The organism is Actimicrobium sp. CCC2.4 (assembly GCF_034347385.1).
Classification (GTDB): Bacteria; Pseudomonadota; Gammaproteobacteria; order Burkholderiales; family Burkholderiaceae_D; genus Actimicrobium.
Genome location: NZ_CP133777.1, coordinates 3,927,739 through 3,943,485 on the forward strand (window position 1 = coordinate 3,927,739; position 15,747 = coordinate 3,943,485).

At 60.6% G+C, this 15,747-nt stretch carries 14 protein-coding genes; 4 read left to right on the forward strand and 10 right to left on the reverse strand.

The window, feature by feature from the left end; all coding sequences use genetic code 11:
• Positions 1 to 2: 2 nt before the first annotated feature.
• From RHM62_RS18110 to RHM62_RS18150, 9 genes are all read right to left on the reverse strand, one after another.
• Positions 3 to 2,123, reverse strand: coding sequence for an ATP-binding protein (locus RHM62_RS18110; protein ID WP_322123417.1), 2,121 nt, complete (start codon positions 2,121 to 2,123; stop codon positions 3 to 5).
• A 6-nt stretch (positions 2,124 to 2,129) separates the two neighbouring features.
• The gene (locus RHM62_RS18115) at positions 2,130 to 3,236 is read right to left on the reverse strand and encodes an HD-GYP domain-containing protein (protein ID WP_322123418.1); all 1,107 of its coding nucleotides are present in this window, start codon (positions 3,234 to 3,236) and stop codon (positions 2,130 to 2,132) included.
• Positions 3,237 to 3,368: 132 nt separating this feature from the next.
• Positions 3,369 to 3,989, reverse strand: coding sequence for a chalcone isomerase family protein (locus RHM62_RS18120; RefSeq protein WP_322123419.1), 621 nt, complete (start codon positions 3,987 to 3,989; stop codon positions 3,369 to 3,371).
• Between the two features lie 88 nt (positions 3,990 to 4,077).
• Positions 4,078 to 5,232: a molecular chaperone DnaJ gene (dnaJ, locus tag RHM62_RS18125; protein WP_322123420.1), complete on the reverse strand. Its 1,155-nt coding sequence runs from the start codon at positions 5,230 to 5,232 to the stop codon at positions 4,078 to 4,080.
• 104 nt (positions 5,233 to 5,336) lie between these two features.
• Positions 5,337 to 7,277: a molecular chaperone DnaK gene (dnaK, locus tag RHM62_RS18130; RefSeq protein WP_322123421.1), complete on the reverse strand. Its 1,941-nt coding sequence runs from the start codon at positions 7,275 to 7,277 to the stop codon at positions 5,337 to 5,339.
• Between the two features lie 113 nt (positions 7,278 to 7,390).
• Positions 7,391 to 7,927 (reverse strand): nucleotide exchange factor GrpE, encoded by a 537-nt coding sequence (gene grpE / locus RHM62_RS18135; RefSeq protein ID WP_322123422.1) that lies wholly within the window; start codon positions 7,925 to 7,927, stop codon positions 7,391 to 7,393.
• Between the two features lie 136 nt (positions 7,928 to 8,063).
• Positions 8,064 to 9,170, reverse strand: coding sequence for a ferrochelatase (hemH, locus tag RHM62_RS18140; protein WP_322123423.1), 1,107 nt, complete (start codon positions 9,168 to 9,170; stop codon positions 8,064 to 8,066).
• Between the two features lie 52 nt (positions 9,171 to 9,222).
• Positions 9,223 to 10,878, reverse strand: coding sequence for a DNA repair protein RecN (recN, locus tag RHM62_RS18145; protein WP_322123424.1), 1,656 nt, complete (start codon positions 10,876 to 10,878; stop codon positions 9,223 to 9,225).
• A 52-nt stretch (positions 10,879 to 10,930) separates the two neighbouring features.
• Positions 10,931 to 11,851, reverse strand: coding sequence for an NAD kinase (locus tag RHM62_RS18150; protein WP_322123425.1), 921 nt, complete (start codon positions 11,849 to 11,851; stop codon positions 10,931 to 10,933).
• 88 nt (positions 11,852 to 11,939) lie between these two features.
• Here RHM62_RS18150 and RHM62_RS18155 point away from each other — a divergent pair, with 88 nt between their 5' ends.
• Both RHM62_RS18155 and hrcA read left to right on the forward strand, forming a co-directional pair.
• Entirely contained in the window at positions 11,940 to 12,662 is a 723-nt protein-coding gene (locus RHM62_RS18155; RefSeq protein ID WP_322123426.1) for an HAD family hydrolase, read from the forward strand.
• Positions 12,663 to 12,671: 9 nt separating this feature from the next.
• Positions 12,672 to 13,694, forward strand: coding sequence for a heat-inducible transcriptional repressor HrcA (gene hrcA, locus RHM62_RS18160; protein WP_322123427.1), 1,023 nt, complete (start codon positions 12,672 to 12,674; stop codon positions 13,692 to 13,694).
• An 85-nt stretch (positions 13,695 to 13,779) separates the two neighbouring features.
• On the opposite strand, the gene fur is transcribed toward hrcA, so the two are convergent.
• Complete coding sequence (fur, locus tag RHM62_RS18165) at positions 13,780 to 14,211, reverse strand: ferric iron uptake transcriptional regulator (protein WP_322123428.1); 432 nt, start codon at positions 14,209 to 14,211, stop codon at positions 13,780 to 13,782.
• A 76-nt stretch (positions 14,212 to 14,287) separates the two neighbouring features.
• Here fur and RHM62_RS18170 point away from each other — a divergent pair, with 76 nt between their 5' ends.
• Together RHM62_RS18170 and dapB are read left to right on the forward strand one after the other, a co-directional pair.
• Positions 14,288 to 14,911, forward strand: a complete 624-nt coding sequence (locus RHM62_RS18170) for an outer membrane protein assembly factor BamE (protein WP_322123429.1) — start codon at positions 14,288 to 14,290, stop codon at positions 14,909 to 14,911.
• A gap of 19 nt (positions 14,912 to 14,930) precedes the next feature.
• Positions 14,931 to 15,737 (forward strand): 4-hydroxy-tetrahydrodipicolinate reductase, encoded by an 807-nt coding sequence (dapB, locus tag RHM62_RS18175; RefSeq protein ID WP_322123430.1) that lies wholly within the window; start codon positions 14,931 to 14,933, stop codon positions 15,735 to 15,737.
• Positions 15,738 to 15,747 lie beyond the last annotated feature (10 nt).

Here is a 15,747-nt window from a genome sequence, read left to right on the forward strand (position 1 = left end):
GGTCACGCGCGGCAATGACTGCGCGTGTGGCGGTATCGGTCGAGCGCATCAAGCAACTGGTCAACCGCCTGCTGTAACTGCGTGAGCAGTGCACGCCCTTCGCGACGCAAATCGGCATCGCTGCGTTCTTCAAGCTGCGCGCAGGTAGTGCACAGCGCCTGCGCGCCGATACTCATGGCCGAGCCCTTGAGCGCATGCAGCAAATCGCGTAACGCCCCAAGCTGCTGGTTGCCAATCGCCACTGCGATCTGTGCCATCAGCACCTGCGTGTCGGCAATGAAACCGGCCACCAGCCCGTCGACAAACATCACGTCATGTCCGATCGCCTCGAGTTCGGCCAGCGCTGCCGCATCCAGTACCGTATCCAGTACCGTATCCAGGCTGACCACTGGCGGCGGCACGATGCGCAACGGTGCCCCGCCGGCATGCGGTCCCGGCGCGCCGGGACCGGCAATCAACCGGTCCAGTGCATCCAGCAAATCATCGATACGGATCGGCTTCGGTAAAAATTGATCAATACCGGCCAGGCGGCATTCTTCCCGGGTCTCGGCACTGACGTCGGCCGACAGCATGATCAGCGGCAGATGGCGACCCGGCAGCGTCGTGAAGCGGATCGCCCGGGTCGCTTCCAGACCGTTCATGTGCGGCATGTTCATGTCGAGAATGACCGCGTCGAAGCTGTGTTCTTCAAGCAAGTCGAGCACTTGTTCGCCGTCTTCGGCCAGCGTGCACTGGTGGCCGGCGCGTTCGAGCATCATGCGCAGCACGGTGCGGTTGGTGGCATTGTCGTCAGCGACCAGTACCGCATAGGCGCAGGCTGACGGCAACCGGCGCGGCGGTGCCACGACCTCGACTGCCCCGGCCGGGCCATGTGGCCGCAGCGCCAATGCGAACCAGAAGGTGCTGCCGACACCGACGCTACTGCGCAAGCCCAGCTGGCCGCCCATCGATTCGACCAGCTGGCGTGAAATCGTCGTGCCCAGCCCGGTGCCACCGTAGCGCCGCGTGGTCGATGCATCGGCCTGCGTGAAACTATCAAAGATCCTGGCCTGTGCCGCGGGAGCGATGCCGATGCCGGTGTCTTCGATATCGAAGCGCACACGCACGCACTCGCCGTCATCCGGCAGCAAGGCGATGCGCAACACGACGTGGCCCTGCTCGGTGAACTTGATCGCATTCGACATCAGGTTGACCAGCACCTGGCGTAAATGATGCGGGTCACCGTACAAGCCATGCGGCAGTGCCGGGTCAATCTCGAGACGCAGCTGCAAGTCGCGCGCAACAGCCTGATAGCGGAACAGATCGATGATGTCGCCGGCCAGCCGGTGCGGGTCAAAGGCGGTATCTTCGATGACCAGCTTGCCGGCTTCGATTTTGGAAAAATCCAGCACATCCTCGACTAACGCCAGCATCAACTGTGCGGCCGTATCGAGACTGCCCAGCATGGCTTGCTGCTCGCGATCCAGCCGGGTTCCCTGCAACAGATCGGTCATCCCGATGATCGCGTTGAGCGGCGTGCGCATCTCATGGCTGACCGACGAAATGAAATTTCGCTTGGCCTGGTTGGCCGCTTCTTCCCGCTGCAGCGCACCGGTCAGGCGCGTCACCAGCGTACTAAAATACAGCCCGAGCAACGCCAGCCCGCACCACAAACCAACCCCGAGTGCGCGATGCTGCGCCCAGTAATCGACCTGCCACAGCACCACCGACAAACCTGCCAGCGAGGCCAGCAAAGTCCCGTACAGGTATGGCTTACCGAAGCGAAAACCGTTGCCGAACGTGATCCACAAATAGAAAAGATAGATCGGCATGCCCAGCTCGCCGGCGAACAGCATGCCGCAAGTGATGCCACCGGCATCATTGAGGATAGCGATGATCCGGCGTGTCCGCACCGGCTGCGGCCGTCGCCGGACGTCGGCCAGGATCAACGCACTCAGGCATAGAAAAAAACCGATCAATGCCAGCATCAGGTCCGAGGTATGTACCCGCACGCTCTGCCACACCACCAGCAGGCAAATGAGCGACGCCATCGCCATGCGCACCAGCGCCTGTTCGTGTTCGCTATTGCGGTGACGCGCAAACAGTCTCAGTGCGACCACGACGGTGGCGAGGCGCATCAGCATGGACGGCTAGGCGGGTGACGAATCGGCCGGGCTGCGGTAAATCACCGCCGCCTCGTCGGCATGACGAAGAAAAACATCGACCAGTGCGGGATCGAAGTGCAGCCCTTTTTGCGCCACCAGAAAATCAAGTGCGACACCCCATTCCCAGGCGGCCCTGCCCGGCCGCGCCGACGTCAGCGCATCGAACACATCGGCCAGCGTGGCGATGCGCGCCTCGAGCGGAATGGCGGTACCGGCCAGACCGAACGGATAACCGCTACCGTCGAATTTTTCGTGGTGATGCAGGGCGATGCTGGCAGCCACTTGCAAAAAACGCGACGGGCTGCCTTTGAGGATGTCATGGCCGCTGCGGGGATGCGTGTGCAGGATCGCCATCCCGGCCGTATCGCGTTCCTCGTGCTGTTGCAGGACCGCATCCGGGAGGCAAAGCTTGCCGATGTCGTGCATCGGTGCGGCCAGCTCGATGGCTTCGATTTCGTCATCCGGCAGGCCGAGTCCGCGCGCAATCAGGCCTGCATAACGGGCCATGCGCTTGAGGTGCGCGCCGGTGACGGCATCGCGCAGATCGGCGGCACGGGCCAGCCGCACCAGCGTTTCGATCTCGCTCAGGCGCAGTTCACGCGTGACTGCCGCCACGCGCTCTTCGAGCGTGCGCGCGTGATTGCTGTTGATCAGGTATTGCTGGCGCAGATTGAGCAAGTTCTGGCAGCGCGCGCGGCACTCGATCGGATCAACCGGCCGGATCAGGAAGTCGGTCGCCCCGACCTCAAAAGCACGATGACGCACTTCGCGATCGCTGACGACGGTCGTCATCACGATCGGCAATTGTTCGTAGGTGTAGAGCGCGCGCAGCTGGCGGATGGTCTCGATGCCATCGAGCACCGGCATCTTGAAATCGGTCAGAACAAGGTCAACCGGATGCTGCCGCACGTAATCGATGGCCGCGACCGGATCGGCAAACATCGCGATATGAATGCCCCGGTCTATCCCCTTGATTACCTCGGCCAGGATCAGTCTCCCGGTACTCTGGTCATCGAGTACCACGACGGTAGGCGTGATGGTATCGGCGTGTGGCGCTTCGGCAGGAGCAACAGAAGAGTGAGGTTCAGACATGGTGGCTTACGGCAGATTGCATGGGCTCAAAGTATGCCGTAGTTTAAGTGCTAATGTGAAATTATCACCGGCAATAATTAACAAAATCCTGCGCCCGACGCGCGACGCCAAAGCCACCTCCTATCGCCCGGATCACTGGCGCTCTTCGAGCATGTCATCAGGGATTTCGCCCAGCATCAAACGCTTGAGCCCGGCATCCACCGGCTTGTCGCCGAGCCAGATTCGCAGTACAGCATTAAAAAAAGCCAGGTCGGGCAAGGGCTCGCCAAATGGTTGTCCATTGCGCAGGAAGGTCGTGCCGATACCCGGAACCCAGTCGGCGACGAGCACATCCCCGCTCTTCAAGTCAGCGCCTGCACTGAGCTGTTCGCTGAGCCGGATCAGGTGCAAAGCCAACCGGGTTTTTTCGCTGCGCTCGTTATTGCTCTGGATGGCCCCCAGAAAACTTTGCCGGAAATCCTCGCTGCCGATATCGCGCAGCAGCACAATGCGCACGCGCCGCGCCCCACCGACGACCAGCACTTCCGGCAAGCTGCTACATCGGCTGGTGAGATACAAGCCGGCCGCATAGACCTTGAAGACCGCCTTGAAGCGGATGCCGGCACCATTGAGTCTGAGCTCCTGGCCTGCCACCGTCGCGCGGTCGTCGAAGCGGATGCCATCGACATTGCGCGCCAATGCCGGTGTCAGTGCAAGTGCAAGTGCAAGTGTGAAACAGGCTCCCAGCAGCAGGATAAGTCGGCGTAATGTCACGTCGCATTCTCCGGAACAGGTAAATCATCTGGCAAAAAAAACCGCCGGCTCCCGGACCGGAGACGGCGGCTGGCGGAAGACATACGGATTACTCGAAGAAGCCCTTGACCTTTTCGGTCCAGGACTTCGATTGCGGGCTGTGTTTGGCACCGCTTTCGTTGGTCAGCTCCTCGAATTCGCGCAGCAGTTCGCGTTGCCGCTCGGTCAGCTTGACCGGGGTCTCGATGACAACATGGCAGAACAGATCGCCGGCATAACCGGACCGGACGCCTTTGACACCCTTGCTGCGCAGACGGAAGGTCTTGCCGGTCTGCGTTCCCTCAGGCAACGTGAACGAAGCCTTGCCACTGAGCGTGGGGACTTCGATCTCGCCGCCCAGCGCGGCCTTCGCATACGAAATCGGAATTTCGCAATGCAGGTCGTCGCCTTCGCGCTGGAATACCGGATGCTGCTTGATATGGATCTCGACATACAGATCACCTGGAGGACCACCGTTCATGCCCGGCTCGCCGTTACCCGATGACCGGATCCGCATGCCGTCGTCGATACCCGATGGGATCTTCACTTCCAGTGTTTTGTTGCGCTTGATCCGTCCCGCACCGGCGCAGGTGACACACGGCTCCGGAATCACCTTGCCGGTACCGTGGCACTTCGGACAGGTTTGCTGGATGCTGAAAAATCCCTGCTGCATGCGCACCTGACCATGGCCGGCACAAGTCGGGCAGGTAGTGGGCTGGGTACCCGGCTTGGCACCGCTACCGTGGCAGATCTCACAGCTATCCCATGACGGCACGCGGATGGTGGTGTCGAAACCGTGCGCCGCCTGCTCGAGCGTGATGTCGAGGTTGTAGCGCAAGTCGGCACCACGATAGACCTGTGGCCCGGCACTGCGAGCACCGCCACCGCCGCCACGCGCCGCATTGCCGAAGATGTCACCAAAGATGTCGCCGAACGCATCCGAGAAGCCGCCGGCTCCGGCGCCACCGAAGCCGCCACCGCCGCCGCCACCCATGTTGGGATCGACACCGGCGTGACCATAGCGGTCGAACGCTTCGCGTTTTTGCGGATCGGACAGCATCTCGTAGGCCTCTTTGGCCTCCTTGAATTTGTCTTCCGATCCCTTGCTGTCGGGATTGCGGTCAGGATGGTATTTCATGGCCAGCTTGCGATAGGACTTCTTGATTTCTTCGTCCGTCGCGTTTTTGGCCACGCCCAGTATTTCGTAAAAGTCGCGTTTTGCCATTGTTAGGCACCCTCTAGAATCTAAACAAAAAAGCCGAGTCGAGCGGTCGGCTCAACTCGGCGAGTCGACACAGCGGGCGCTGGCCGACTTGGCAGACAGCTATTTTACTTGCTGTCTTTCACTTCCTTGAAGTCGGCGTCGACGACGTCTTCTTCCTTGGCCTTGGTCTCGGCTGACGCACCGGCGTCGGCAGCACCTTCGCCCGCACCCGCTTGCTTGGCTTGCGCATCGGCGTACATTTTTTCACCGAGCGATTGCGCTGCGGTCGACAGGGCTGCCGACTTGGCATCGATCTCGGCCTTGTCGCTGCCCTTCAGGGCGGCTTCGAGATCTTTGATCGCGCCGTCGATTTTCTCTTTTTCGGCAGCGTCGAGCTTGTCACCGTATTCGGCCACGGCCTTGCGGGTCGAGTGCACCAGTGCATCGCCCTGGTTGTGCGCTTCGGCCAGTTCCTTCAGGCGCTTGTCGTCTTCGGCATTGGCTTCAGCGTCGCGCACCATCTTCTGGATTTCTTCTTCGGTCAGACCCGAGTTGGCCTTGATCGTGATCTTGTTCTCTTTGCCGGTGGCCTTGTCTTTCGCGCCGACGTGAAGGATACCGTTGGCGTCGATGTCGAAGGTAACTTCAATTTGCGGCGTGCCGCGCGACGATGGCGGAATGCCTTCGAGGTTGAATTCGCCCAGGCCCTTGTTACCGGCAGCCATTTCGCGCTCACCCTGGAATACCTTGATGGTCACTGCAGGCTGGTTGTCATCGGCCGTCGAGAAGACCTGGCTGAACTTAGTCGGGATCGTGGTGTTTTTCTGGATCATCTTGGTCATCACGCCACCCAATGTTTCGATACCGAGCGACAGCGGTGTCACGTCCAGCAACAGCAAGTCCTTGCGCTCGCCCGACAGCACGGCACCCTGAATGGCTGCACCGACGGCCACGGCTTCGTCCGGATTCACATCCTTGCGCGGATCCTTGCCGAAGAATTCCTTGACCTTTTCCTGCACCTTTGGCATCCGGGTCATGCCGCCGACCAGGATGATGTCATCGATGTCGGTGACCTTGACGCCGGCATCCTTGATGGCGGTACGGCATGGCTCGATGGTCTTCAGGATCAATTCCTCGACCAGCGATTCGAGCTTGGCGCGGGTCATCTTCAGGTTCAAGTGAACCGGTGCGCCATTGGCCATCGCGATGTACGGCTCGTTGATTTCGGTTTGCTGGGCCGACGACAATTCAATCTTGGCGCGCTCGGCCGAACCCTTGATCCGTTGCAGCGCAATCGCATCCTTGGACAGGTCGATGCCGTTGATCTTCTTGAATTCGTCGATGATGAAATCGATGATGCGCTGGTCGAAGTCTTCGCCGCCGAGGAAGGTGTCGCCATTGGTCGACAGCACTTCGAATTGCATTTCGCCATCGACGTCGGCGATTTCGATGATCGAGACGTCGAACGTACCGCCGCCCAGGTCATACACAGCAATCTTGCGATCGCCCTTGCCGGTCTTGTCGAGGCCGAAGGCCAATGCCGCTGCAGTCGGCTCGTTAATGATGCGCTTGACATCCAGACCGGCGATGCGACCGGCATCCTTGGTCGCCTGGCGCTGGGCATCATTGAAGTAGGCCGGCACCGTGATGACGGCTTCGGTGACTTCTTCGCCGAGGTAGTCTTCAGCGGTTTTTTTCATCTTGCGCAGCACTTCTGCGGAGATCTGCTGGGCTGCCAGTTTCTTGTCGCGCACCGAAATCCAGGCGTCGCCGTTGTCGGCCTTGACGATTTGGTACGGCATCAGCGCGATGTCCTTCTGGACTTCTTTTTCGTCAAACTTGCGGCCGATCAGGCGCTTGACCGCGTACAGCGTGTTCTTCGGATTGGTCACTGCCTGGCGCTTGGCCGGCGCGCCGACCAGGATTTCGCCGTCTTCAAGATACGCGATGATCGATGGCGTAGTACGTGCACCTTCGGCGTTTTCGATGACTTTAGGCTGGCCGCCTTCCATGATCGATACGCAGGAGTTGGTGGTACCGAGGTCGATGCCGATAATTTTGCCCATGATATTTTTCCTTTTAATCTTGAATGTCTGAATGACGATGACGTGTGCGTCGATTTTCTAGCTTCAATATTGGGAGCCGCCGATAACTTTCAAGCGGCATCCAAGCGGTTTTTTTACTGAGCTACCGTGACCAGCGCCGGACGCAGCAACCGGTCCGAGATCATGTAGCCCTTCTGCAGCACGCTGACGATGGTATTGGCTTCCTGCTCCGCGGGCACCATCGAAATGGCCTGGTGCTTCATCGGGTCGAGCTTCTCGCCCGGTTGCGGTGCCACGGCGATCAGGCGGTTACGCTCGAATGCCGATGCCAGCTGCTTGAGCGTCATCTCGACGCCTTCCTTCAGCGATTCGACTGATGGCGACTCGACCCGCAGCGCCATGTCCAGGCTGTCCATCACCGGCACCAGCGCTTCGGCAAAGCCTTCGATCGCAAATTTGTGGGCGCGGGCGATATCTTCCTGAGCGCGGCGGCGGAAATTTTCAGTGTCAGCCTTGGCGCGCAAGAACGCATCATGCATCTCGGCGGCGCGGGTTTCTGCTTCGGCGAGACGGCTTTCCAGCGACGGCTCGGCCCCGCTGACTTCCTGCTCCGTTACCGGAGTCTCATCGGCCTGCGGGTTCACAACGGTTTGCTTTTCCTGGTCTTGCATCTAGAAATCCTCCGACAGTCAATACTTGAATAATGGGATAAGTACTGCGGATAAATACCGCGCTTAAGTACAAAGTGTTAGGCAAATGGGGCCCTACCACACTTTTACAAGGGGGATTATCTGCGGCCTGATTTGATTATTTTGGCGCTCCCAGACGATGGGCCTCGCTCGCGGCAATGGCGTTATCGGCGCTGACGGCCACTTTTTCGGCCTCGCTCAAGCGGGTCGGCCAGCCTTGCAGGTGACGTGCAGCAATCGTTGCCAGCGCCGCCACCCAGGTCGGTGATTCATTGACGCACGGGATGTAATGGAAGGCCTTGCCGCCGGCTTCGAGGAAGTCGTGCTTGGCTTCGAGCGAAATTTCTTCCAGCGTTTCGAGGCAATCGCTGGTGAAGCCCGGGCACATGATATCGACGCGCTCGAGGCCGTCTTTCGCCAGTTGCACCAGCGTCGGTGCGGTGTATGGCTGCAGCCATTCGGCCTTGCCGAAGCGCGACTGGAAAGTCACCAGCAGTTCGTCTTTCGGCAGGCCCAGCGCATTCCCGAGCAGGCGTGCGGTCTTGTAGCACTCGCAATGGTAGGGATCGCCCAGCAGCAGCGTGCGCTTGGGCACGCCATGAAAACTCAGCACCAGCTTGTTGCCGCGGCCGTTGGCATCCCAGTGCGCCTGCACGGTGTCCTTCAATGCCGAGATGTAGGCCGGATCATCGTGGTAGTGCTTGATGAAACGCAGCTCCGGAACATTGCGTACCTGGCGATAGTGACTGGTCACCGCATCGAAGATCGAGGCGGTCGTGGTGGCCGAATATTGCGGATACGCCGGCACGATCAGGATACGGTCGCAGCCCTCGACCTGCAATTTGTTGAGCACATCGGGCAGCGACGGATTGCCGTAGCTCATGGCGTAGTCGACCTGTACTGCGTGGCCCTGCTCGCCGAGCTGACCGCGCAACAGCATCGCCTGTTTGGCCGTGTGCACTTTCAGTGGCGAGCCTTCCTTGGTCCAGATCAGCGCGTATTTGGCGGCGGATTTGCTGGCGCGGATAGGCAGGATGATGCCGTTGAGGATCAGCCACCAGATCACGCGCGGAATCTCGACGACGCGCGGATCGGACAGGAATTGCTTGAGGTAGCGGCGCACCGAGGGTGCATCGGCGTGGTCGGGCGTACCCAGATTGACTAGTACGATGGCGGTCTTAACGGCGCTGCCGTGGGTGTACTCGGGGGCTTTGTTGAATGCCATTGCGGTGTTGCCTTTGACTAGCTGAGTGGTGAAATGGAATGAATAAGCGGATTCAGGAGGCCAGCAATTCGCGCGCATGTTTGCGCGTGGTGGCGGTAATTTCGATGCCGCCCAACATGCGGGCGATTTCTTCGACGCGCGACTTGCTGTCGAGCGCCGCAATCCGCGAGACGGTCTTGCCGGCGGCATTGAACTTGCTGACCTGCAGATGCTGGTTGGCCTGGCTGGCTACTTGCGGCAGATGGGTCACGCACAGGACCTGGCGTTCCTGCCCGAGTTTTTTCAGCAGGCGGCCCACCACTTCGGCCACACCGCCACCGATGCCGCTATCGACTTCATCGAAGATCAGGGTCGGGGTCGTCGTGGCCGTCGAGGCGATGACCGAAATGGCCAGTGCAATACGCGCCAGTTCGCCACCCGACGCTACTTTGGCGAGTGGCCGCGGCACGCTGCCGGCATGGCCGGCGACCAGGAATTCGATCTGTTCGATACCGGACATCGCTGGCGCGCACGGCACCAGCGCCACCTCGAACCGGCCACCGGCCATGCTCAACTCCTGCATCGCTTTCGTCACCGCCTCGCCCAGCAGGCGCGCCGCTGTCGTGCGCGCGGCCGATAATTTTTTTGCCAGCGCAAGATACTGATCCTTCAGTTTTTCTTCTTGCGCACGCAAGGCATCGAGGTCGCTGGCATCGGCCAGCTGGCGCAACTGCGCCGACAGGGACGCACATTCCTGCGGCAGTTCTTCCGGTGTCACATGAAACTTACGCGCGCTCGAATGCAGATCACCCAGGCGCTGCTCGACTTGCTGCAAGCGGCGCGGATCGAGTTCGAGCCGGCCCAGATAATCATTGAGCGCATAGACCGCTTCCTGCAACTGGATACGCGCCGGCTCGAGCAGGTCGAGCACCGGCTTGAGCCCGTCGTCGATATCGGCCAGCTTGCCCAGCCGCAGGTTCAGCGCGGTCAATTGCGACAGCATCGGCACCGTGCCGGATTCGGACTCGGAGAGCGCGGTCAGTGCATCCTGCGCGCCATCAATCAGACTGGCCGCATGCGACAGGCGGCTGTGCTCGTTGCTGATCTCGGTCCATTCGCCCTCCTGGGCGGCCAGCTTCTCGAGTTCGCCGACCTGCCATTCAAGGCGCTCGCGTTCGAGCAGGACGTTCTTCGCATTGGTTTCGAATTCTTCACGCTGCTTGCCCACTGCGCGCCAGCTTTTGTACGCGATACCGACTGCCCTGACCTGTTCCTGCAGGCTGGCCTGGGTATCGAGCAACTGGCGTTGCGCGTCGGTTTTCAGCAGCGACTGATGCGCGTGCTGGCCGTGGATATCGACCAGCAATTCGCCCAGGTCACGCAGCTGCGTGGCGGTGGCGGCAATGCCATTGATATAGGCTTTCGAGCGACCGGCATTGTCAATCACGCGACGCAGCAGCACGCCACCATCGGGACTGGCGAAGTCATGTCCGGCCAGCCACGCATCGGCTTCGGCATGGGTCGAATAGTCCGCGCTGATGTCGGCTTTGGCAGCACCGTCGCGTACCACGCTGGCGTCACCGCGTCCGCCCAATGCCAGCGCCAGCGCATCGATCAGGATCGATTTGCCGGCACCGGTTTCTCCGGTCAGGACAGAAAACCCGGCGGAAAAATCCAGCTCGATCAGGTCAACGATAACGAAGTCACGGATGGTCAGGGTGCGCAGCATGGTGATTCTTTTCAGGTGGGCCGGAGGCAAACAGGCGGCGTGATCGGAGCAGCTATTTTAGTCGGCCTTCTACCGACGGATATTCATTCCAGTGCAACTTCTCGCGCAGGGTATCGTAATAACTCCAGCCCGGCGGATGCAAAAACGTGATCGTGTGGGCCGAGCGGCGGATCACGATGCGGTCATGCAGTTGCAGACTGGCCAGCGATTGCATATCGAAATTGACGCTGGTATCGCGCCCGCTGATGAGGGTGATGACGATCTCGCTGTAGTCCGGCAGCACGATAGGCCGGTTTGACAGTGCATGCGGCGCGATCGGTACCAGCACGATACCGCCGAGGCTCGGGTGCAGCAATGGACCACCGGCCGACAGCGAATACGCGGTCGAACCGGTCGGCGTCGCCACGATCAGGCCATCGGAGCGCTGGTTGTACATGAAGTGACCATCCACATCGACGCGCAGTTCGACCATGCCGGAACCTGCCCCGCGCGAGACCACCACATCATTGAAGGCCAGTGCATTGAAGATCGGCTTGCCATCCCGGTGAACCACCCCTTCGAGCAGACTGCGGCGCTCGGATTCGATTTTTCCGTCGAGCATGGCGGTCAGCAGCGGCATCATCCGGTCCAGCGGAATATCGGTCATGAACCCGAGCCGGCCCTGGTTAATACCGATCAGCGGAATATCGAACGGCGCGAGCTGGCGGGCGATCCCGAGCATCGTGCCGTCGCCACCGACGACGATGGCGGCATCGACACTGGTGCCGATCTGTTCGGGTGTCATTTGCGGATAGCCGGTCATGCCGGTCGACAGCGCGGTCTCGTGTTCGACTACCACTACGTGGCCGGTGGCAATCAGAAAATCAGCGATTTCGCCGAGCGATTGTGCAATACCTGGTGCCGTCGGTTTGCCAACGATGGCGATGGTTTTCAGCGGGGGAACCGGCAGGCCGGAAGGAATGGGAAGCGACATGCTCCGGATTAGACCATAATTTGCAGCCCACTTGAAGGAAGCCCGGAGTGGACCCACCTTGCATTCTTATCCTGAAGAAAATCCCACCATGCAGCCAGCACCGATCAAGGCAGTTCTGTTCGACCTCGACGATACGTTATGGCCCATCGTGCCGACCATCATTCGCGCCGAAACCCTGCTGTTCGACTGGTTGCGCGCGCATGCGCCCGCCGTCACGCAAGAGCACACGATAGAGACGCTGCGCGCACGCAGGATGGCCCTGATGGAGGCCGAACCGCGCTATCGCATCGACCTGCCCGGGCTGCGCCACGCCGGCCTGACCGAAGCGTTTCATGCCAGCGGTGCCGACCCCGTGCATATCGACGGCGCGATGACGGTGTTCAATGACGCCCGCAATGCGGTGATTCCGTATGACGACGTGCTGCCATCGCTGGCACGCCTTGGCAGCCAGCTGGCGCTGGGCACGATTTCGAATGGCTCGGCTGACCTGGAGGCGATTGGCATGGCCGGGCATTTCCGTATCTCGATTGCCGCGCACCAGTTCGGCAGCGCGAAACCCGATCCGGCGATTTTCCTGGCGGCCTGCACGGCGCTCGATGTCGATCCCGCCGAAGCCGTGTACGTCGGCGACGATCCGCTGCTCGATGTCGATGGCGCGCAAAAAGCCGGCTTGCGCGCCGTCTGGATGAACCGTTTCGACCGCGTGCTGCCAGCGCACATCCGTCCTGATGCCAGTTGCACCAGCCTGCTCGAACTGGAACACTGGCTGGCTGACCGGATAGTGCTGGCCAGTCCGGCCAGCGCTCGCTAAGATACTCCCATGCAATTAGACGCCCGTGCCCAAACCCTGCTCAAGACTCTGGTCGAACGGTATATCGCCGATGGCCAGCCGCTTGGCTCGCGCGCGCTGGCGAAGATTTCCGGCCTCGACCTGTCCCCTGCGACGATCCGCAACATCATGGCCGACCTCGAGGAAATGGGCTTTGTCTCCAGCCCGCACACCTCGGCCGGCCGCGTGCCGACACCGCGCGGCTACCGGATCTTTGTCGATACGCTGCTGACGGTCGACGCGATTGACGAAAGTCTGCTGGAGTCGCGCATGCAATCGCGCATCCAGAGCGGCTCCTCGCAGAAGGTCATCGCCAATGCGGCGCAAGTGCTGTCATCGCTATCGCAATTCGCCGGCGTGGTGCTGACGCCGCGGCGCGAATCGGTATTCCAGCAAATCGAATTTTTACGGCTGTCCGAAAAGCGTGTGCTGCTGGTTATCGTCGCGCCCAACGGCGACGTACAAAATCGCCTGCTGCTGAGCGAAGTCGACTACACCCCGGCGCAACTGGTGCAGGCAGCCAACTTCATCAACCTGCATTACGGCGGACTGAGTTTTAGCGACGTGCGCAACCGTCTGCAAAATGAGCTGCGCAAATTGCGCGACGACATGACACCGCTGATGCACGCGGCTGTCGAGGTCGGCAGCGACGCGATGGCCGACAACAGTGATGAAATCGTGATCTCGGGCGAGCGCAACCTGCTGAGCGTGAGCGACCTGTCGTCGAACATGAATTCGTTGCGTAAATTGTTTGATCTGTTCGAGCAAAAAACCAGCCTGCTGCAGTTGCTTGATTTATCGAACCGCGCGACCGGCGTACAGATTTTTATTGGCGGCGAATCGAGCCTGGTGCCGCTGGAGCAAATGAGCATCGTCACCGCGCCGTATGAAATCAACGGCCGGGTGGTAGGCACGCTGGGGGTCATCGGGCCGACGCGCATGGCCTACGAGCGGGTGATCCCGATTGTCGACATCACGGCGAAATTATTGTCGAATGCGTTGAGTCATACGTAGGCATTGGCGGGGGCGGGTTCGCGGCGGACGGTGCACCTCCCGGCATCACCCGGAAATCAGTGCACCCGCTTAAAATCCCCCGACCCTACGCAGTCCGATGCACGCAACCCTTCTTCGTGCAATTTCCGTATAGCGCCAGCGAATGTTCCGCGATCGTGAAGCCGCGCTCGAGCGCGACCTTCTGCTGACGCTGCTCAATGTCTTCGTCGTAAAACTCCTCGACTCTTCCGCAATCCAGACAAACCAGATGATCGTGGTGGCTGCCTTCATTGAGTTCGAAGACCGCCTTGTTGGTTTCAAAGTGATTGCGATTTAATAGGCCTGCTTGCTCGAACTGGGTCAGCACGCGATATACGGTGGCGAGGCCGACATCCATGTTTTCGGTCAGCAGGATCTTGTAGACATCTTCGGCGCTGAGATGACGCACCTGGCTGTTGTGGAAGATATCCAGGATTTTCAAGCGGGGCAGCGTGGCCTTGAGGCCGCTGGCGCGGAGGTCCGTCGGGTTGTTGGACATGTTCTTGGCTAGGTAATGGGTAACTGCTTTATCATATAGCGCTTTGGCGCTTCGGCTCAATCAATCGAGATCCTTCATGCAAATGCTGCCCCCTGCTTTTATCCGCACTCCCCGCGCCATCTGCCGCTCTGCCGTACTCGGCACCGCTCTCGTGAGCATCGCGTTGCTGGCCGGATGTGCCTCCAAAAATCCGCTGATGGAAGCGCCTGCGAGCATGGCAGCCGGCCCCGCCAGTCCGGCAAGCAGCGCCAGCGCAGCCGAAATCGCCAGTGCCGCCCGCGCCAACGCCGGCATGCAACGCAGCGCACCGACCAGCGCACGCCGCTTCCTTGGCGTCCTGTCGCCGTACCGTATTGATATCCCGCAAGGCAATTTCATTTCCGAAGAAATGGTCTTGCAACTCAAGGAAGGCATGACGCCGGACCAGGTCCGCTTCGCGCTGGGAACACCGCTGATCATCGATATTTTCCATGCCGACCGCTGGGACTATGTGTTCCGCATGCTCAAGCGCAACGACGAAGTACTGTCGAGTCGCGTCACGGTCTACTTCAAGGATGGCCGCGTCAGCCGCTTCGAAGGTGGCAACTTGCCGACCGAAGTGGACTATCTCGAGATGCTGGCCGGCGGCGTACCGCAAAAAGTCAAACCGCTGGCACCCACGGTACCGGTCGCTCCCTCATCGGCCCGCCAGCCGCAATAAATTTTTCCGGATCACCGACATGACTGCATTGAAAATCGCCATCGCCGGCGCCTCCGGGCGCATGGGTCGCATGCTGGCAGAGACCATTCTGGCCACCGCCGATACCCGCCTGACCGGCGCGCTCGATGTCGCCGCTGCACCGGCCATCGGCAACGATGTCACGGCGTTCCTCGGCAAGACCAGCGGCGTGGCCATCTGTGCCTCGCTCGCCGATGGCCTTGCCGATGCCGATTTCCTGATCGACTTCACCCGTCCGGAAGGCACGCTGGAACACCTGGCCTATTGCGCCGAGCACGGCATCAAGATGATCATCGGCACCACCGGCTTCGATGCCGCCGGCAAGGCCGCGATTGCCGCCGCCGCCGAGCGCACCGCGATCGTGTTTGCGCCCAACATGAGTGTCGGCGTGAACGTCACGATGAAGTTGCTGGAACTGGCCGCGAAGAGTTTTTCGGAGGGCTACGACATCGAAATCATCGAAGCCCATCACCGCATGAAAGTCGATGCGCCGTCCGGCACCGCGCTGCAGATGGGCGAAGTCATCGCCAGCACGCTGGGTCGCGACCTCGATGAAGTCGGCGTCTTTGCGCGTCATGGCGTGACCGGCGAACGTGATCCGTCGTCGATCGGCTTTGCCACCATCCGCGGCGGCGATATCGTCGGTGACCACACGGTACTGTTTGCCGGCATCGGCGAGCGCGTCGAGATTTCGCACAAGTCGTCGAGCCGCATCACCTATGCCCACGGCAGCCTGCGCGCGGCGCGCTTTCTGGCTGACAAAACTACCGGCCTGTTCGACATGCAGGACGTCCTCGGCCTGCGTTAATCACACTAGT